Source organism: Corallococcus sp. EGB, from assembly GCF_019968905.1.
In the GTDB taxonomy this organism is placed as follows: Bacteria; Myxococcota; Myxococcia; order Myxococcales; family Myxococcaceae; genus Corallococcus.
Genome location: NZ_CP079946.1, coordinates 1,015,346 through 1,034,686, shown reverse-complemented (window position 1 = coordinate 1,034,686; position 19,341 = coordinate 1,015,346). Strand labels below are relative to the sequence as shown.

Below are 19,341 nucleotides of genomic sequence, written 5' to 3'. Positions count from 1 at the left end.
AACCCGGACCGAAAGGACCCCTGTTTGAAGCGACTCCTTACGCTCGTTGCCGCGGCCTCCCTGATGCCGGCCCTCGCATCCGCCAGCATCCTCTGGAAGGGCGACTTCGAGACCGGCAACACGTCGCAATGGACGCGGCAGCAGGCCGTTGCCAACAGCCGCTTGCAGGTCGTGACGGATGTGGTGCGTGACGGCAGGTACGCACTCAAGGCCACCGTGAAGCAGGGCGATGATCCCATTGGCGCCAGCGGCAACCGCAACGAGCTGCTCTATGTGACCCACGAGACGCAGGGGAAGGAGTACTACTACAAGTGGAGCACGCTCTTTCCCACCAACTACCCCGTGAATGACTCGTGGCAGGTCATCACGCAGTGGCACCAGGAGAGCTGCTGCGGCTCTCCGCCGCTGGAGTTCTTCGTGCGCGGGGACAAGATCAACCTGCGCGTGGGCGGCAACACCACGCCCGTGCTGTGGCAGACCTCCATCGACAAGGGCAACTGGCACGACTTCGTGCTGCACGTGAAGTGGTCTTCGGACAAGAAGGCCGGCTTCGTGGAGCTGTGGCACAACGGCGAGCACGTGCTGCCGAAGACCTACGGCGCCAACCAGTTCGGCAAGGAGCTGAACTATCTGAAGATGGGCCTGTACCGCGACGCCGCCATCAAGCCCGAAGCGTCCATCTTCCATGACGGCTTCACCATGGCGACGACGCTCGAGGACGTGATGCCGCCGGCGCCCGCGCCGGTGGAGGAGACGCCCGCGCCCACGCCCGTGCCGGACGACACGAACATCCCCGCGGAAGACCCGACCCCGGTCATCGCCCCCCCGACGCCGAACACGCCGGAGCAGCCCTCCCCCCAGCTGCCCACCACGGGCCAGCCCCCCACCACCGGCACCACGCCCGTGTCCAAGAACCCCACGGGCGTGCCGGACGCGTCCGAGGCCGCGACGGGAGGCTGCAGCGCGTCCGGAACCTCCGGCACCCTGCCCTTCGCCAGCGCCCTGCTGCTCCTGGGCGCCGCCGCGCTGCGCCGCCGCCGGGCCCCCGCCCGCGCGCTGGCCCCGCGCGCGAAGCGCTGACTTCCGCCCGTCACCGAAGCAAGTCCCAAGGCCCGGTGCGTCCTGTGACGCGCCGGGCCTTCTTGTTCTCAAAGACTTTCTTCGGCAGCACAAAAATGTCGGAGAATTTAAGTAATTCTTGAATTAATTGACTATCACGGCTTTGTCGGGTTTCGCTCCGGGCTCCCCCGAAGCACGAAAGGCAGGACCCGATGAAGCGGACCCCTGGTCTGTTCTCCACGGCGACGGCGCTGTTCGCTGGCGCCACGTTGAGCATCGTCCCCTCGATGGCGATGGCGGCTCCCTCCCCGGCGGAGGCCGCGCTGGCGCATGACGTGTCGCCGGAGCTTCTGTCCGCGATGCAGCGGGACCTGGGGCTGACGGCGGACGGCGCGAAGCAGCGGCTGGCGTCGGAGGCCGCGGCGGTGCGCGTGGAGGGCCACCTGCGCGCGGAGCTGGGCGAGCGCTTTGGCGGCGCGTGGATGAACGCGGACGGCAGCGCGCTGGTGGTGGGCGTGACGACGGACGCGGACGCGGACGCGGTGCGCCGCGCGGGGGCGGTACCCCAGAGGGTGAAGTACACGCTGGCGGAGCTGGACGCGGTGAAGGCGCAGCTGGACCAGGGCAGCCGGATGGCGGGCCGCGCCGTGCACGCCTGGTACGTGGACGTGACGACCAACAGCGTGGTGGTGCTGGCGCAGGACTCCGCGCTGACGGGCGGCACGGACTTCGTCGCGAAGGCGGGCGTGAAGCACGCCGCGGTGCGCACGGTGCCGTCGCGCGAGGAGTTCAAGCCCGTCTACGACCTGCGCGGCGGTGACGCGTACTACCCGGGGGGCGCGCGCTGCTCCATCGGCTTCCCCGTGTCCGGCGGCTTCGTGACGGCGGGACACTGCGGAGGGGCGGGCACGACCACCAGCGGCGTCAACGGCGTGGCGCAGGGCACGGTGGTGGCGTCCACCTTCCCGGGCAATGACTGGGCCTGGGTGCGCACCAACGGCTCCTGGGGGTCACAGCCGTGGGTGAACAACTACGCGGGCGGCAACGTGCTGGTGTACGGGTCGCAGGAGGCGGGCATCAACGCGTCCGTCTGTCGCTCGGGCTCCACCACCGGCTGGCGCTGCGGCGTCATCCAGCAGAAGAACGTCACGGTGAACTACAACGTGGGCCCGGTGTACGGCCTCACGCTGTCCAACGCATGCGCCGAGGGCGGTGACTCCGGCGGCTCGTGGCTGTCCGGCAACCAGGCCCAGGGCGTGACGTCCGGCGCCGGCGGCAACTGCACGACGGGCGGCACCACCGTCTTCCAGCCGCTCAACCCCATCCTGAGCGTCTACGGCCTGCAGCTCACCACGGTGGGCGGTGGCGGCTCCGGCGGGCCCATCATCGGCCTGGCGAACAAGTGCATCGACGTGCCGAACTCCAACTCCAACGACGGCACCCGCTTGCAGCTGTGGGACTGCAACGGCACGGACGCGCAGAAGTGGACCTTCATGTCGGACGGCACCGTGCGCGCCTTCGGCAAGTGCATGGACGTGGCCTGGGGCTCCAGCGCCAACGGCACCGCCATCCAGCTCGTCACCTGCAACGGCAACCCCGCGCAGCAGTTCATCCTCTCCGGCGCTGGCGACCTGGTGAACCCGCAGGCCAACAAGTGCGTGGACGTGACGAGCGGCAACTCCGCCAGCGGCACCCCGCTCCAGCTCTGGGAGTGCAACGGCACCGCCGCGCAGAAGTGGCGCCGGTAGCCTAGCGCAGGGAGGCGCGGGCGGCTGCATGGAGCGTCCGCGACAGCTCCTCCGCGAGCGGGGACGCCAGTCGCCCCTGCTGCCAGTACAACACCACGTCCAGGTGCCGGCCGGCCACGAGCTCCACGAGCCTCCCGGCACGCAGCTCCTCGCGGATGAGGGGCTCGGGGTTCATCCCCCAGCCCATCCCCGCGAGACAGGCGTCCACGAAGCCATGCGGGCTGGGCACCCAGTGCGTCGGCGGCTCGACGCGCGCGCGTGTCAGCCGGCGCAGGAAGGTCCGCTGGAGCGCGTCCTTGGTGTCGAAGCGCAGGCACGGCGCGCCGGCAAGGGCCGCCCCCGTCACGCCCGAGGAGAAGTGGCGCCGGTGGAAGTCGGGGGAGCAGGTCGCCAGGTACCGCATCGCGCCCAGGCGCGTCGAGCGGCACCCCTGGACGGGCTCGGCCTGTGACGTCACCGCGCCGAGCACCGAGCCCGACCGCAGCAGCTCGACCGTGTGGCTTTCATCGTCCACGGCCAGATTGAAGAGCACGGCGTGCCGAGAGGTGAAGCCCGCCAGCGCGCGCACGAGCCAGGTCGCGACGCTGTCCGCGTTGGCCGCCAGCCGCAGCGTCGGGCGCGGGCCCGGGGACGTCCCCACCTCCGGGAGGCGGGTGCGCAGTTCGTGCTCCAGCAGCGCGACCTGCTCCGCGTGCCCGCAGAGCACCGCCCCCGTCGCCGTGGGGCGGCAGGGCTGCGCCCGCACGACCAGCGTCTGGCCCAGGCGCTCCTCCAGGAGCTTGACGCGTTGGGAGACCGCCGATGGCGTGACATGGAGGACCCGGGCGGCGCGCTCGAAGGAGCCTTCACGCACGACGGCCGCCAGCGCCTCCAGCAGCGGGTAATCGAGCATGGTTTAGCGTTCCTTCATCCGGTTCAGGAGGTTTAGCTCCACTTCATACCTGCGGGCGGGCACCTTGCCGAGTGGGGCCGCGAAGCGCGCGGCACCCGGAGGGTCGTCATGGAGCTGTCACCGCTTCTGCGAGGGGCCGGACTGGGCGCCTCACTCATCGTGGCCATCGGAGCCCAGAACGCCTTCGTCCTGAGACAGGGGCTGCTGCGCGCGCACGTCCCCCTGGTCGTGGGCGTGTGCGTGGCCGGGGACGTGCTCCTCATCGCCGCGGGCGTCGCGGGCATGGGGCAGCTCATCGTGAAGCTCCCGTGGCTCGTCCTGGTGACGAAGTGGTGCGGCGCCGCCTACCTGGCCTGGTTCGGGGTGACGTCGCTCCTCCGTGCGCTCCGCCCTGACCGCGCGGCGCTGGAGGCCGCGGGCGGGCGGGAGGCGGGCTCGGGGCGCACGCTGCGCACGGCGCTGGCGCTCACGTTCCTCAATCCCCATGTGTACCTGGACACTGTCGTGCTCCTGGGCTCCGTCGCGGCGCGGGAAGGAGGCCACGGCGCGCCGCTCTTCGGTGCCGGAGCCATGGCCGCCAGCTGCGCGTGGTTCAGCGGCCTGGGCTTCGGCGCCCGGTATCTCGCGCCCCTCTTCGCGCGGCCCCTCGCCTGGAGGCTCCTGGATGGCGTCATCGGGCTGGTCATGCTGGCGCTGGCGGCCTCGCTCCTGGCCTGACGCGGCGGGCGTCGTCCCCGTGCCCTCCTGAAACGAAGAAGCGCGAGCCCCCAGTGCCTCGGGGACCCGCGCTTTGTCGTTTCCGGAAAGCCGTGCTTCCTAGTGCGCGCCTTCCACCTTCACCTTGGGATCCGCCTTCTGGAGCATGGCCACCAGGACGAGGGCGCAGACGAACAGCAGCGCGAGGATGAGGAAGTTCGCGTTGAAGGCCCGCACCAGCGCCTGGGCGCTGATGCGCTGACTCAACAGGCCGTAGGCGGCGCCCGTGGGATTGAGCACGCCCTTCGCGGCCATGGCGCCCGTCAGCTGGGCCACCTGCTCCTGGGCCACCTGCCCGTAGACGTCCACGTGCGACGTGACGGCGGTGACGTTGGCCTGGGTGGAGCGGCTGAGCGCGCTGCTCATCCACGCCGTGCCAATGGAGCCGCCCAGCTCGCGGGTGAGGTTGAAGAGGCCCGCCGCGTTGCCGCGCTGCTCCGGACGCAGGTTGCTGAGCGCCATCACCGACAGCGGCACGAAGATGAAACCCAGCGAACAGGCGCGGATGAACACCGGCGTGATGAGGGTGATTTCATCCACGCGCGTGGCCAGGTGCCCGTTGGTCCACAGCGACAGGCTCACGCCCAGCACGCCGAAGGCGACGAGGTAGCGCCCATCCACCTTGCCGCCGAACTTGCCGATGAGCGGCATCAGGATGACCTGGATGGCGCTGCCCTTGAGGAAGATGAGCCCGATGTCCAACGCCTCGTAGCGCATCACCGAGCCGCAGAAGAGGCTGAAGAGGAACGAGCCGGAGAACAGCGCCGTGCCCACGAGGAAGTTCACCCCCGTGGCCGCGGAGTAGCTGCGGTTGCCGAACACGCGCAGGTCCACCACGGGACTGGGTGTCTCCAATTCGTGGACGACGAAGGTGATGAGCGCGATGGCCGCGATGACCGCCAGCAGCGTGATGAGCCTGCTGTCGAACCAGTCCTCGCGGTTGCCCTCCTCCAGCACGTACTGGAGACAGGCCATGCCCACGGCGAGCAGCGCGATGCCGTTGCGGTCCACCTTCTCCATGGACGGCTCGAAGTGGGGCTGCTCGATGTAGCGCCACGCCATGTACGCGGCGAAGAGGCCCACGGGCACGTTGATGAGGAAGATCCAGTGCCAGCTGGCCGCCTCGATGAGCAGGCCACCCACGGTGGGCCCCAGCAGCGGGCCCGTCACGGCGCCCAGGCCGAAGAGGGCACCCGCCATGCCGTGCTCCTCGCGCGGGTAGCGGGCGAAGAGGATGGCCTGGGACGTGGGGATGATGGCGCCGCCGCCCATGCCCTGGAGGATGCGGAAGGCCACCAGCGAGGGCAGGTTCCACGACAGGCCGCACAGCACGCTGGCCAGCGTGAAGAGCAGGACGGAGAACGTGAAGTACTTCCGATAGCCGAAGCGGCGCTGCAGCCAGCCCGTCATCGGGATGACCACCACGTTGGCCATCATGTATCCCGTGGACACCCAGGCGATCTGATCCAACGGCGTGCCGAAGCTCGCGCGGATGTCGCTCAGGGCCACGTTGACGATGGAGATGTCCAGCACGGACATCAGCGCCGCGGCCATGGCCGCGATGGTGATGCCCGTCTTGGAACCTTGGATGACGTCGCGGCGTGCGTCCACGGTGGGTTACTCCTTGCGGGTGTCCACGGCCGCGGTCCGCTGCGGCGCGGGCTCGGCCCCGGTGTCCACGGTGACGTAGACGCTCATGCCGGGCTTGATGGGCAGGTCCTTGCGGTCGCCGTCGAAGCGGATGAGCACGGGGATGCGCTGCACGACCTTCACGAAGTTGCCGGACGCGTTGTCCGGCGGCAGCAGGGCGAAGCGCGCGCCGCTGGCGCCCGCGAGGCTGTCCACGTGGCCCTTGAACGAGTGGCTGCCGAACGCGTCCACCTTCACGTCCACCGGCTGGCCCGGGCGCATCTCACCGACCTGGTCCTCCTTGAAGTTGGCGACCACCCAGATGTCGTCCTGCGGAACGATGGCCATCAGCGGGCGCTCCGGGCCCACCATCTGTCCCACCTCCACGGTGCGGCGGCTGACCACGCCGTCCACCGGGGCGCGCACCTGCGCGTAGGACACCGCGAGCTCCGCGAGCGTCAGCGCGCCATGCGTCTGCTTGAGGCGGGCCTCGGCGAGCTTCAGCGCGGCCTGCGCGGCCTGCACCTGCACGGGCGCCGTCTCCGCGGCGGTCAGCTTGCCCTGCGCGGCCTCCAGGCCACCGGAGGAGCTCTGGATGCCGGCCTCGGTGGAGGTGAGGCGCGCGCGGGACTGGTCCAACAGGGCCTTGGCCTGATCATACGAGGCCTGACGCGCGTCCAGGTCCGCCTGGGCCACCGCGCCCTGCTCGCGCAGCTGCTTGATGCGGCCCAGGTCCGTCTCCGCCAGCTTGAAGCGCGCCTCGGCCGCGGTCACGTCCGCGCGGGCCTGGTCCAGCGCGGCCTTGGAGGAGCTGATGCCGCTGGAGGCCTGGGTGACGCCGGCGCGGGCCTGGCGCAGGTTGGCGCCCGCGTTGGCCTCCGTGAGGGTGAGCTGCGCCTGGGCGTTGGACAGCTGGGCCTCCGCGCTCATCACGTCCGCGCGGGCGACCTCCAGCTTGGCGTCCAGGTCCGCGTGGTCCAGCTCCACCAGCACGTCGCCGGCCTTCACGGTCTGGTTGTCCTTCACCAGCACGCGGGCCACCTGCCCGGCCACGCGCGGCGCCACGTTGGCGATGCGGCCTTCGACCTGGGCGTCGTCCGTGGACTCGTGGCCGTGGGTGAGCAGGTAGCGCGCGCCCGCGCCCAGCACCGCCACGCCCACGAGGACGGGCAGCACCTGCTTCGCGCGGGAGCGCTTCGCGGGCTTCGTGGCGGCGGGGGCGTCGGTGGAGGGAGCGGGCGCTTCCAGGGGAGAGGCGGTACGGGTCGTCATGGTTGTTGCTCGATGCGGCGTTGAAGAAGGGGTGTGGGAAGGCTTCAGGGGTCCCGCAGGGCGGGGATGCCGGAGGACACCTTGGCCAGCAGGGCGCGAAGGGTGTCCCGCTCCTCGAGGCTCAAGGGAGCCATGAGCGCGGCGATGCGGCGGTAGTGGTCGGGCATCATGCCCAGGATGAAGTCGCGGCCCTTCTGCGTGAGGTGCACGGAGTACATGCGCCGGTCCTCGGGGTGGTTCACGCGGGAGACGAGGCCGTCCTTCTCCAGCGTGTCCAGGAGCCCCGTGATGGTCGCGCGGGTGCAGCTCGCCAGCTCCGCGAGGTCCGCGGGGCGCAGCGTCTCGCCCGCGTCCTCCGCGGCGAAGAGCTGCACGAGCACCACGAAGCGCCCGTGTGACACGCCATGCCGGGCGAAGTGCGCTTCGTAGGCTTCCGTCAGCTCATTGGACAACCGCAGCATCGTCAGACACGTCTCGATGGCGCTGGGGTCGAGCGCGGGAAACCGCTGGGCCATCTGCTTCAGCCGCTCGTACCGGGGCACGAGCTTCATCGGCGTGGCGTTCTTGGGGCGCAGGGGAACCAAAGCGGGGCGTCTAGTAAGGCCCCTAATGATTTTGCGCAAGCTGATTTCGTCGACTGACTAACTCCTTGATTTCCCGAGCGGGAAGTGGACCGTCCGGTTACTCGGCCGCCTTCACATCCACTTCGGTGGGGCGGGTCTCCAGGAGGAGGACGGCGCGCGATTCAGGGTGACGCTCCTGCACCGAGCGCACGGCGCGCAGGTCGAAGGACTGCACGTCCACCCTCCCGACGAGCCCTGCCTCTTGGATGTCCCGGGCCACCGCATCACCATGCGCCGGGGCGATGTCTGTCTTCACGGACGTCCGTTTGAGTTCCACATTGAAACGGAGACGGCGGGCGTTCCGGGCGCGGAGCGGGTCGCGGGCTTCATGGGCGGCGTCCGCCTGGTCCGCGGCGAAGGCGAACAGCTGACGCAGGGTGGGGACGGTGTAGGGGTCCGGCAGGCCCGTACGCGCGGCGAACGCGACGGCCTCGGGCGAGCAGGTGTGGTCGTTCGTCTGCTCCGGCCGATGCGGGAGGAGGCGGTCGCAGACGTAGGCGGATTGGAGCTGCGCGACGGTGAGGGTCGCGACGGGGACGGGGGTGGTCAGCGGGCTTCCATCCGCGTGGCGGCACTTCGCCGGGGACAGGTCCGGGTCATGGGAGAGCACGGGGACGCCATCGGCGGTGAGGACGGTGTCCAGCTCCAGCGTGGTCATCCGGTGGTCGAGCGCGGCCTCGAAGGCGGGCAGCGTGTTCTCCGGCCGCAGGTTGCGCGCGCCCCGGTGGCCCTGCGCATCGAAGCGCTTCGGGTCGATGAGGCCGTCCGCGTCCAGCAGGTCGCCGGGAGTGCCGTCGCCGTTGGCGTCGAAGTCGCGCACCGCCTGGGCGAGGAGGTCCGGCCGGTCGCTGATGATGCCGTCCACGCCGCGCTGGAGCAGGGCCCGCATCGTAGGCAGGTCGTTCACGGTCCAGACGACGACGGGGTGGCCGGCGGCGTGGAGGCGCTCCAGGTCGATGCCGCCTCCGGGCCGGAGCAACGCCACGTCCGGCGAGCACACGGGAGCGTGCGTCCGTGCGTGCGCCCGCAAGGCATCCATGAGGCGCACCGTGGGATCATCCGGTGGCGTGGTGAGGTGGGCCCTCGTGCAACCGCAGGTGAGGGCCGCCAGGAGCACCGCGAGGACGCGACGTGGAGGCCGCCGGGTGGACGATGCCGTGCGCATGGGCTGCCTTCGTTCCGGGTGTCGGTTAGGAAGTGGAAGCGATGGACGTGAAGGATGCCACCGTGCAGGCAGCGCTGCGTCAGGCGTGTGACGACGCGGGACTGCCGCAGTCCCTGCGGGCCTGCGTGTATCCGCTGCTGCGGGACCCGGAGGGCGACTGGCCTCCGTGCTGTGGCGGAGGCTGCATGCCGTGCTCTTCCACGCTGGCGGATGTGGCGCTGCGCACGCTGGAGCTCTTGGGCACGCCGCGACGGTCGCCCCTTCCTCCGGGGTGAACAGGGGCTCATCCCGCGCCGCGCTCGTCGTCCCCTTCGCTTCCCGACGTCAGCTTGTCCCGGATGATGCGCGCCACCGCCGTCACCTGGGGCTCCTCCATGATGGTGAAGTGGTTGCCGCGCACGTCGTGGGCCTGGAACGAAGCGGTCGTCAGCGCCCTCCACCCCTCCTCCGCGTGCGAATCCAGCACCGCGTCCCGCTCCGTGGCCCGGAGGTACACGAGCGGCACCGCATGACGCCCTGGCGCATACGCGGCGATGGCCTCGTTGGTCGCGAGCACCACGTCGCGCAGCCGCGTGTCGTCCTCCATCGCCGTCCGCAGCCCCTCCGCCGCGCGGGGGGAGATCTCCTGGAACGCACGGATGAGCTGGAGCACGTCTCCCATGCTCCGGATGCCCAGCCTGCGCGAGTCGTCCACCGTCACCGTGTCGATCTGGAAGACGCCCGCCACGGAGTGGCCCCGCTCCAACAGCTTCGCCGCCATCTCGTAGGCGATGACGCCACCCGAGGAGTGGCCACCCAGCCAGTAGGGTCCCCGCGGCTGAAAGGCGAGCAGTTCGTCCACGTAGGCGCGCGCCATCGTGGGCACGTCTCGATAGGGCGCCTCGCCGGGCTCCAGCCCATATGCACGGAACGCGTGGACAGGCGTGTCCGCGCCCAGCTGCTTCGCCAGCGGCAGGTACGTGTAGACGGTGCCCCCGATGGGCTGCACCAGGAAGAGGCGCGCCCGTCCATGCCGGCCCGCCTGGAGCTCCATGCGGAGCGGAGACTCCTTGAGGAGCGGCCTCCCCGTTCGTTCCAGCTCATCCTGGACCGCGCGCACCCACGCGCCCAGCGTCGGGTGTTCCAGCACCGCGTGCAGCGACAGGGTGACCTCCAGCCGCGACTTGAGCTCGCGGTTGAGCTGCACGACGAGGAGCGAGGTGCCTCCCAGTTCGAAGAAGTGGCTGTCCGGCGTCAGCGTGTCCACGCCGAGCAGCTCCTTCCAGAGCGCCTCCATGGAGGCCCACACCTCTTCGTGGCGGAGCGGCCGGGCCGCATGCGTGACTTCGGGCGTGGGGCGCCGTGGCGTCTTCTCCGCCAGCGTGTAGCGCTTGCGCTCGAAGGGATACGTCGGCAGCACGACCCGCCTGCGGGGACCGCTCCCGCGCACCGCGCTCCAGTCCACGGGGAGGCCCGCGGACCAGAGCTGTCCCACGGCGTGGAGCAGCGCTTGTTCATCGCTCTCCGGCGGGTGACGTCGTCCCTCGGGCACGCCGAGCGTGGGCAGCACGAGCCGCTCACGTCCCGCCCGGGGATTCAGCAGCGCCAGCGTGGAGAGCGTCCGTCCCGGCCCCACCTCCACGAAGATCCGCTCACGGTCCTCCATCTGCAGCTCCAGACCCGAGGAGAACCGGACCACGTGCCGCAGATGGCGGGCCCAATACGAGGGATCGCGCGCATCGTCCGCCGTCAGCCAGGTGCCCGTGACGTTGGAGACGAGGGGAATCGTCGGGGTCTTCGGCCGCATCGACCGGGCCAGGTCCGTGAGCGGTTGCATCACGGGCTCCACGAGCGCGGAGTGGAACCCGACCGCGTTCGGCAGCCGCTTCGCCCTGACGCCCTTTTCTTGCAGCCGCGCCGCGAAGTCCTCCAATGCCTCCAGCGTCCCGGACACCACGCACTGAACCGGCCCGTTGACCGCGGCCAGGGACAATCCAGGTGGCAGCTCCTGCGTGAGCACCCCCTCTGACAGGGGCACGGCCAGCATGCCGGACGGAGGCAGGGCATCGCAGAGACGGCCGCGCAGCGCGACCAGGGACACGGCCTGCTCCAGCGACAGGACGCCGGAGAGACAGGCCGCGGCGTACTCGCCCAGGCTGTGACCCAGGAGGCTCGTCGGGTGGATGCCCCAGGCGCCCAGGAGCCGCGCCAGCGCGTACTCCGTCGTGAAGATGGCGGCCATGCCCAGGGAGGGCATCCGCAGCGCCTCCTCTGACCGCGGCCCGCGCGCATTCGTGAGCAGCGCGGCGCGAAGCTCGAACTCCACTTCCGAGCCGAAGAGCGCGGCGCACGCATCGAAGGCTTCGCGATACGCCGGAGCGCGCCGGTACCACGTCGCGCCCATGCCCGGCTCCTGCGTGCCCGTCCCCGGGAACAGGAAGCACACTTCAGGAGGGGGCGATGCGACGACCTGCGCGGAGCTGCTCCGCCGGAGCTTCGCGATGGCCTCCGTCGATGTCTCGCAAGCCATGGCGCGCCGGTGGCCGAACGCGGTCCGTCCCTCTTGCAGTGTGTACGCGACGTCCGCCAGCGGCTGCTCGGGATGCCGCTCCAGATGATCCGCGAGCCGCCGCGACGCCGCCTCCAATGCCGCCCCGCTGCGCGCGGAGAGCACCAGCACCTCCACCGCAGGGCTCACGGCGGCGGGGGGCGTGAGATGCGCCTCTTCCAGGACGACGTGCGCGTTGGTCCCCCCAATGCCAAACGCGCTGACTCCCGCGACGCGCGAGAAGCCTTCGGGCACGGACCAGGGCCGTCCCTCCCGGCTCACGACGAACGGCGAGCGCTCCAGGCCTGCTTCCGGATGGGGCTGCTCGAAGTGGACGGTGCCCGGGAGGAAGCGGTGCTCCAGCGCCAGCGTCGTCTTGATCAACCCCGCAACCCCGGCCGCCGAGTCCAGATGCCCCACGTTGCTCTTGAGCGCGCCCAGGACAACGGCGGGCGCGGAGGCCTCACGCGCTCCGAAGGCGAGCCGCAGCGCCTGGACCTCCAGCGGATCCCCCAGCGGCGTCGCGGTGCCGTGCGCTTCGACGTAGGTGATGTCATTCGGGGCCACGCCCGCGTCGGCGTGGGCTCGCACGATGACGTCGCGCTGTCCCTCCACGCCCGGCGCGGTGAAGCCGACCTTGGCGTTTCCATCGTTGTTGATGGCCGAGCCCCGGATGACGGCATGGATGGTGTCTCCATCCCGCAGCGCGTCTTCCAGGCGCTTGAGCACCACGATGCCCACGCCGCTGGAGGGCACCGTCCCCTGCCCCTTCGCGTCGAAGGGACGGCAGTGTCCGTCCGGAGACGTGATGCCGCCGGCCTCGTGGAGATAGCCGGAGGGGCCCGACGCGAAGAGCGAGATGCCCCCCGCCAGCGCCACGTCGGACTCACCGGCCCGCAGGCTCTGGCAGGCCAGGTGCACGGCCACCAGGGACGTGGAGCAGGCCGTCTGCACCGTGAGGGCGGGACCACGCAGGCCCAGTTGATACGCCGTCGCCGTGGCGAGGAACTGCCACGGATTGCCCAGGATGGACCGGTACGCATCCGAGGCCACGGACAGCGACCGGAAGCGCGGCAGCACCTGATCCAACCAGTAGCGAGGCACTCCCGAGCCCGCGAACAGCCCCGCCTTGCCGGGCAACCGCTTCGGGTCGTAGCCCGCCGCCTCGAGCGCCTCCCAGGCACACTCCAGGAACAGGCGGAGCTGCGGATCCATCAGCCGCGCGTCCAGCGGGCTGTAGCCGAAGAAGGCGGCGTCGAAGGACTCGACGTCCTCCAGCAGTCCCGAGGCGCGGACATAGGAGGGATTCTCCAGGAGCTGGGGATCCTCGCCCGCGGCGAGCAACGCCTCGCGGCTGAAGCGGGACAGGCCCTCGCGGCCCTCCACCAGCAGCGTCCACAGCGCATCGACGCTGGGAGCCCCCGGGAACCGGCCGGCCGTGCCGATGATGGCGATGGGCTCCGAGGACCGCACGGGACGAGGAGTGGGCTCCGGCGTCTCCGGTGGCGCGCTGGCGTCCGCGTCCAGGTGCCTCGCCAGGGATTCGAGCGTCGGGAACTGGAACAGCGTGGCCATGCTCACGCGGATGCCCAGCTCCAGGGCCAGCGCGGACTGGACCCGCGCGAGCAGCAGCGAGTTCCCGCCCGCGTCGAAGAAGCCCTCCTGCCTGCCGATGCGTTCCACGCCGAGAATCCGGCACCAGATGCGCTCCAGCGCCTCCTCGCGCTCCGTGGAGACAGGAGCGGTCGCGGTCCTGACCGAAGGCATCGGCAGCGCATCGCGGTCGAGCTTCCCCGTGGGCCCCAGCGGGAACGCCTCCACCAGCACCAGTTCGCGGGGCACCATGTGCGGGGGAAGCGCCTCAGCCAGCGCGTCCTTGAACGCGGGCGTCTGGAGCCGCGCCGCCCCGGCGGCATCCCGTGGAATCACGTAGCCCACGAGGTGCCGCTCTCCCGCGAGCAGCCGGGGCTCCACCACGGCGTCCCGGACATCGGGGTGTTTGCGCAGCACGGCCTCGATTTCACCTGGCTCGATGCGGAAGCCTCGCAGCTTGAGCTGGCGATCCGACCGCCCATGGAAGTCGATGCCGCCGTCCGGGCGGTGGCTGCCGATGTCGCCGCTCTTGTAGAGGCGCGCTCCCGGCTCCGCGCTGAAGGGATGGGGGATGAACCGCTCCGCGCTGAGCTCCGGGCGGTTCAGGTAGCCGTGCGCCAGCCCCTCGCCCCCGATGTAGAGCGCGCCTCGCACGCCCACGGGGACGGGCGTCAGGGTTTCATCCAGGAGGTAGACCTCGTAACCGGGGAGGGGCGTGCCGATAGGGTATGGGCCCTCTCCAGCCACGCAGTCCCCCGCCGTCGTGAAGACCGTGGCTTCAGTGGGGCCATAGACCTGGATGAAGCGACGTCCAGGAGCCCACGTGTCCACGAGTCGCGCGGGCAGCTCCTCACCACCAATCGCGAGCGTCTTCAGGTCCGGAAGCGCCCGCCACGTCATGGAGCCCAACGCCGACGGCGTGAACATCGCGGTGTGGATGCGCTGGGTCTGCAGGAAGTCCGCCAGCTCCTCACCGGCGGCAATGTCCGACTGCCTCAGCAGGTACAGCGTGGCGCCGGAGGAGAGCGTCGGGAAGATCTCCGCGACGGAGAAGTCGAAGCCGAACCGGGCACACTGCGCCACGCGCTGGCCCGGCGCGAAGCCGAACCGCGAGACCACGGTCTGGGACAGGTGCACCGCGCTCCGGTGCCGGATGCACACGCCCTTGGGCTGTCCCGTCGAACCGGACGTGTAGATGACATACGCGAGGTCATCCCCGGTGACGTGGACTCGGGGATTGTCCTCTGAGCCGCCGCGCACCTGCTCCAGCGCGACCACCGGGACGTCCACACCGTCCACGAGCGCGAACGTCGCCGCCTGCGCGAGAATGAGCTTGAGCTTCGCATCCCGCGCCGTGAACTCCCGCCGCGCCCTGGGATACGCGGGATCCAGCGGCACGTAGGCCGCGCCCGCCTTCAGCGTCGCCAGCAGGGCGATGATCAATTCGAAGGAGCGCTCGACACACACACCCACGAAGTCACCCGGCCCGATGCCCCGGGCCACGAGGTGATGGGCCAGCCGGTTCGCCTCCACGTTCAGCGCCCGGTAGCTCAAGGCCCGCCCCTGGAAGACGAGGGCCGGCGCATCCGGGGTGCGCTTCACCTGCGCTTCGAACGGATGGTGCAGACAGTCCGCGTGCGGCACGTCTTCCATGGGTCCGTGCGCCCAGGCGAGCACCTGCGTCTGCTCCGCCTCCGAGAGGAGCGGCAGCGTCGCGACCAGCCGGTCCGGGTCGTGCGCGGCCTCGCGCAGCAGCGTCACGAAGTGCTGGCCCAGCTGGTGGATCATCCATGGCTCGAAGAGGTCGAGCGCGTACTCCCACCGCACGGACATGCCATCGGGCCGTTCATCCAGTTCGATGGAGAGGTCGAGCTTCGATGTCCCGGTGTCGACGTCATGGGGCTCCACGCGCCAATCCGACTCCGGCACCGCGATGCGCGGCTCCAACGTGCAGGACACCTGGAACAACGGGTTGGCGCCGGGGATGCGCAACGGGTTCACCGCTTCCACGATGCGCAGGAGCGGCGCTTCCTGATGTTCGAGCGCCTCCAGGCAGACCTGGCGCACTCGTGCCACGAGGCCCCACACGGTCAGCCCTTCGGTGAAGCGCAGCCGCAGCGGCAGCAGGTTCACGAAGTGCCCGGTGATGGTTCGTGATTCCTCGCGGCCGCGTCCGGAGAAGGCACCTCCGACGACGAGGTCCTCCGCTCCCGAGTAGCGGTGCAGCAGCGCGAAGAACGCCGCCAGCATCGTCATGAAGAGCGTGGCGTCCTCACCGCGCCCCAGCGCCTTCACCGCCTCCAGGAGGTCACCGGGGATCCGCACAACGTGCTTGGCCCCTCGGAAGCTCGGGACTGGAGGGCGGACATGCTGCGTGGGCAACTCCAGGTGTGGAGCCCCCGCGAGCGTCTGCTTCCACCAGTCGAGCTCCGGCGCGATGGCTTCCCGGTAGGAACGCCCCTGTTGCCAGACAGCGGCGTCGCCGTACTGGAGCGGCAGCGGTGGCAGTGAGGGTTCCTCCGCCAGATAGAACCGGTGCAGCTCCTGGAGGAACGCCTCCATCGTGAAGCCATCCACGATGAGGTGGTGCATCACCAGCGCGAGGCGGCTCTCCGTCGCGCTCAAGCGCATCCACGTCGCCCGCAGCAGAGGCCCGTGCTCCAGGTCGAAGGGCTCACGTGCCTCCTGGGTGGCCAACTGCAACGCCTTCGCGCTCCTCATGCTCCCGGAAACGGAGCGCAGGTCCACGCGCCGCAGGTGGAACGGCATGTCCGGCTGCACGCGTTGGAAGGGGCCTTCGGGCGTGGCGCCGAAGGTCGTGCGCAGCACTTCATGCCGGGCGATGAGCGAACGGAACGCTCGCTCCAGCGCGTCGGGCTGGAGGTCACCGGGCAGGTACAGCGTGAAGGGCTCATTGTAGACGGCGCGCCGGGGCGCCATCTGCTCCAGGAGCCACAACTGCCGCTGGGAATCAGACAGGGGCAGGGGCTGCGTCCGGTCCACCGGGACGATGGGGGGCAGGACGCGGCTCCGGTCCGTTCTCCGTGCCGCTTCCACCCACCGCGCCAGCTCCGCGATGCTCGGACTGTCGAAGAGCGTCCGCACGGGGAGGCGGACCGACAGCGACTGCTCCAGCCGCTCAATGAAGCGGATGGCGAGCAGTGAATCCCCACCCGACTCCATGAAGCGATCCTGGGTTCCCGCGTGCCGCGTTCCCAGGACGTCCGACCAGACGCGCGCGATCTCCTCCTCCAAGGGCGTACGCGGCACCTCACCCGCTTCCGAACCGAAGCGCGGCGCAGGGAGCCGCGAGCGGTCCACCTTGCCACTCGAGTTGAGCGGCATCCGGTCCATCACCATGACCGCATGGGGGTGCATGAAGTCCGGCAGCTTCGAGCCCAGATACGCACGCAGCTCCGCGTCCGTCAGCGCCGCCTCCCCACGCCGGGAGACATACGCGACGAGCCGCTTGTCTCCCGAAGACACCTCATGCACGCGGACCACTGCGTCAGCGACGTGCGGGTGGGCGCGCAGGACGTTTTCGATCTCCGCCAGTTCGACCCGAGCGCCCCGGATCTTCACCTGGTGGTCCGCCCGCCCCAGGAACTCCAGGTTGCCGTCCTCCCGCCACCGCACCCGGTCTCCCGTCCGGTACATCCGCGCGCCAGGGACGCCACCGAACGGATCCGGGAGGAACCGCTCGCCGGTGAGCCCCGGCCGGTTCAGGTAGCCCCGCGCGAGCCCTTCTCCGCCCAGGTACAGCTCCCCGACTTCGCCCACGGGCAACGGCGTCCCCTCGTCATCCAGGACATACAGCTGGAGCTTCGCCAGCGGTCCGCCGATGGGAATGGACGTGCCCGGAGCCGGAGGGACGTGGAGCTCATACGCCGTCGCGGAGGTGGTGCACTCGGTGGGTCCGTAGCTGTTGAGCAGCCGCTGGGGCTTCCCGTGCGCCATGACTCGCGCCACCCACTTGGGGTCCAGCACGTCACCGCCCACCATCAGGACGCGAAGCCCTCCGAACGCGTCCGGAATGGCCGAGGCGAGCTGATGGAACAACGACGTGCTCAGCACCGCGACGGAGATGGCGTCCCGCCGGAGCTTCTCCGCGAGGAGCGGAGGCGACAGCAGCGTCTCCCTTGAAACCAGGCACAGCGTCGCGCCGTTGAGGAGCGCTCCCCAGATCTCCAGCGTCGACGCGTCGAAGGCAAGGGACGCGGCCTGGAGGACGCGGTCCTGGCGCCGGAAGCCCATGAAGCCCGCGTCCAGCACCAGCCGCGCCACGCCCCGGTGCGGGATGCACACGCCCTTGGGCCTCCCCGTGGAGCCCGACGTGTAGAGCACATAGGCCAGCGAGTCCGGCCCCGCCCCGCCCTTCACGTTCACGGCATCGAGCGCTTCGGGCGGTTCCTCCCGGGCGGGAGGCTCGACGATGTGTCCCTGGAAGCGCAGCCCCTGGACCGCCTCACGCCGTCCGACGAGGACCCGCACCCCGGCGTCCTCCATCATCGCGGCGAGCCGCTCTGGAGGATGGCTTGGATCCAGCGGGAGATAGGCGCCCCCTGCCTTCAGGATGCCCAGCAACCCCACCAGCATTTCCGGTGTGCGGTCCGCGAGGATGCCCACGGGCTGGTCGAGGACGACCCCACACGCCCGGAGCCGTCGCGCCAGCCGGTTCGCGTGCCGGTTGAGCGCGTCATAGCGGAGCACGCCGCCTTCGAAATGGAGCGCCACGGCCCCGGGCGCATCGCGTGCGTGCGCTTCGAAGCGCGTGGCGATGTCCAGCGGCAGGTCGGCGGAGATGGGATTCATGAAGAGTCATTGCCTCCCACCTCCTCAACGCGCTGCCCTGGGAACCTTCGCCGATGCCCCGGGCTGCCGTACGCTAGTGCACACCCATGAACCCCATCGTCCATGCGGAACCGTCCTGGCTCCTGGCGCAGGGCCTGCGCGAACGGCGCGACCGCGTCCTGGTCACCTGCGCGGGACTCGCACCGGACCTGGATGGTTTGTCATTGATGGCGGGTGAAGAATTCTACGGGCGCTATCACCACGTGATTCTTCACGGGTACGTGGGAGCGCTCGTCACGCTGGCGGCATGTGCGGCACTGGCGAGACAGCGGGTGGCCGTGGGGCTGCTGTCGGTGGCTGCGTTCCGCGGTCATCTGCTGTGCGACCTCGCCGGCAGTGGACCGGACTGGCCCATCCACTGGAGGGACTACTGCGCGGGGGCCGGCTCCAGCGCGACCTCGAAGAGGTCGGGCCAGAGCTTGCCGGTGAGGAACAGGCGGCCGGTGCCGGGCTCCAACGCGATGCCATTGAGCACCGCCTCGTAGCTGTGCACCCGGCCGCGCACCGCCTGCGCCAGGGCCGACGCATCGATGACGGCCAGCACGCGGCCCGTGGCGTAGTCGATCTTCAAGAGGGTGTTGGTGTGCCAGACGTTGGCGTAGACGCCGTCCTCCGCGCACTCCAGCTCGTTGAGCATGTCCCGCGGCGTGCCTTGCAGCGTCACCTGCACCTGGGACTTCACGTGGAAGTCCTTCGGGTCGTGGAAGCGCAGCGTGGACGTGCCGTCGCTGCGCACCAACTGGCCGTGCCAGTAGCACAGGCCCCAGCCCTCGCCCGAGTACTCCACCTGCTTCTCCTGCGCGGGCGGCGCGCCGTTCCACACGAAGAGCGTCTCGTCCTGCCAGGTGAGCTGGTACAGCCGCTCGCCGTCGCTCGCGAGCCCTTCTGGGAACACGTCCGGCACGGACTGCTTCCACAGCGGCGACGCCTGCTCCAATGAGATGCGGCGCAGGTCGCCCTTCTCACCGGTGCTCTCGTAGAGCTGTCCCTGGTGGAACTGGAGCCCCTGCGTGAAGGCCGTGGGGTCGTGCGGATACGTGTGGACGATGCGCGCCACCAGCTTCTTGGGCGTGAGGTCCGCGACGCCCGCATCCGGCGTCTGGCGCTGCGTGGGCGCGCACCCCAGACACCACAGGGACAAGGGCAGGAACCAGGGGAGGCGGCGCATGGGCTTCCTTGAAGACAGGGCGGCTTCGCGAGCGAAAGGACCGCGCCACCTTAGCGCG

At 70.2% G+C, this 19,341-nt stretch carries 11 protein-coding genes and 1 pseudogene; 5 read left to right on the top strand and 7 right to left on the bottom strand.

Annotation, left to right across the window (positions count from 1 at the left end):
• Positions 1-24 precede the first annotated feature (24 nt).
• A complete protein-coding gene (locus KYK13_RS04310; RefSeq protein WP_223642189.1) occupies positions 25-1,080 on the top strand; it encodes a polysaccharide lyase in 1,056 nt (351 codons plus the stop codon).
• A 191-nt stretch (positions 1,081-1,271) separates the two neighbouring features.
• Positions 1,272-2,807, top strand: coding sequence for a S1 family peptidase (locus KYK13_RS04305; RefSeq protein WP_223642188.1), 1,536 nt, complete (start codon positions 1,272-1,274; stop codon positions 2,805-2,807).
• Position 2,808: 1 nt separating this feature from the next.
• On the opposite strand, the gene KYK13_RS04300 is transcribed toward KYK13_RS04305, so the two are convergent.
• Positions 2,809-3,699: a LysR family transcriptional regulator ArgP gene (locus tag KYK13_RS04300; RefSeq protein WP_223642187.1), complete on the bottom strand. Its 891-nt coding sequence runs from the start codon at positions 3,697-3,699 to the stop codon at positions 2,809-2,811.
• Between the two features lie 108 nt (positions 3,700-3,807).
• Here KYK13_RS04300 and KYK13_RS04295 point away from each other — a divergent pair, with 108 nt between their 5' ends.
• Positions 3,808-4,416, top strand: coding sequence for a LysE/ArgO family amino acid transporter (locus tag KYK13_RS04295; protein WP_223642186.1), 609 nt, complete (start codon positions 3,808-3,810; stop codon positions 4,414-4,416).
• A 99-nt stretch (positions 4,417-4,515) separates the two neighbouring features.
• Here the strand turns inward: KYK13_RS04295 and KYK13_RS04290 are convergent, their stop codons facing one another.
• The 4 genes from KYK13_RS04290 to KYK13_RS04275 form a co-directional block, all read right to left on the bottom strand.
• Positions 4,516-6,066 (bottom strand): DHA2 family efflux MFS transporter permease subunit, encoded by a 1,551-nt coding sequence (locus KYK13_RS04290; protein WP_223642185.1) that lies wholly within the window; start codon positions 6,064-6,066, stop codon positions 4,516-4,518.
• Between the two features lie 6 nt (positions 6,067-6,072).
• On the bottom strand, positions 6,073-7,356 hold the full coding sequence (locus tag KYK13_RS04285) for an HlyD family secretion protein (protein WP_223642184.1): 1,284 nt from the start codon (positions 7,354-7,356) through the stop codon (positions 6,073-6,075).
• A 44-nt stretch (positions 7,357-7,400) separates the two neighbouring features.
• Positions 7,401-7,907, bottom strand: coding sequence for a MarR family winged helix-turn-helix transcriptional regulator (locus tag KYK13_RS04280; RefSeq protein ID WP_223642183.1), 507 nt, complete (start codon positions 7,905-7,907; stop codon positions 7,401-7,403).
• 130 nt (positions 7,908-8,037) lie between these two features.
• On the bottom strand, positions 8,038-9,144 hold the full coding sequence (locus KYK13_RS04275; RefSeq protein WP_223642182.1) for a glycerophosphodiester phosphodiesterase family protein: 1,107 nt from the start codon (positions 9,142-9,144) through the stop codon (positions 8,038-8,040).
• Between the two features lie 41 nt (positions 9,145-9,185).
• Between KYK13_RS04275 and KYK13_RS04270 the strand changes: the two genes are divergently transcribed.
• Complete coding sequence (locus KYK13_RS04270; RefSeq protein ID WP_223642180.1) at positions 9,186-9,419, top strand: hypothetical protein; 234 nt, start codon at positions 9,186-9,188, stop codon at positions 9,417-9,419.
• An 8-nt stretch (positions 9,420-9,427) separates the two neighbouring features.
• Here the strand turns inward: KYK13_RS04270 and KYK13_RS04265 are convergent, their stop codons facing one another.
• Positions 9,428-18,076: a non-ribosomal peptide synthetase/type I polyketide synthase gene (locus tag KYK13_RS04265; RefSeq protein WP_223642178.1), complete on the bottom strand. Its 8,649-nt coding sequence runs from the start codon at positions 18,074-18,076 to the stop codon at positions 9,428-9,430.
• Positions 18,077-18,162: 86 nt separating this feature from the next.
• Here KYK13_RS04265 and KYK13_RS39190 point away from each other — a divergent pair.
• Positions 18,163-18,477, top strand: a pseudogene (locus tag KYK13_RS39190) (hypothetical protein); the annotation flags it as partial.
• A 5-nt stretch (positions 18,478-18,482) separates the two neighbouring features.
• Here the strand turns inward: KYK13_RS39190 and KYK13_RS04260 are convergent.
• Complete coding sequence (locus KYK13_RS04260; RefSeq protein WP_223642176.1) at positions 18,483-19,283, bottom strand: glutaminyl-peptide cyclotransferase; 801 nt, start codon at positions 19,281-19,283, stop codon at positions 18,483-18,485.
• Positions 19,284-19,341 lie beyond the last annotated feature (58 nt).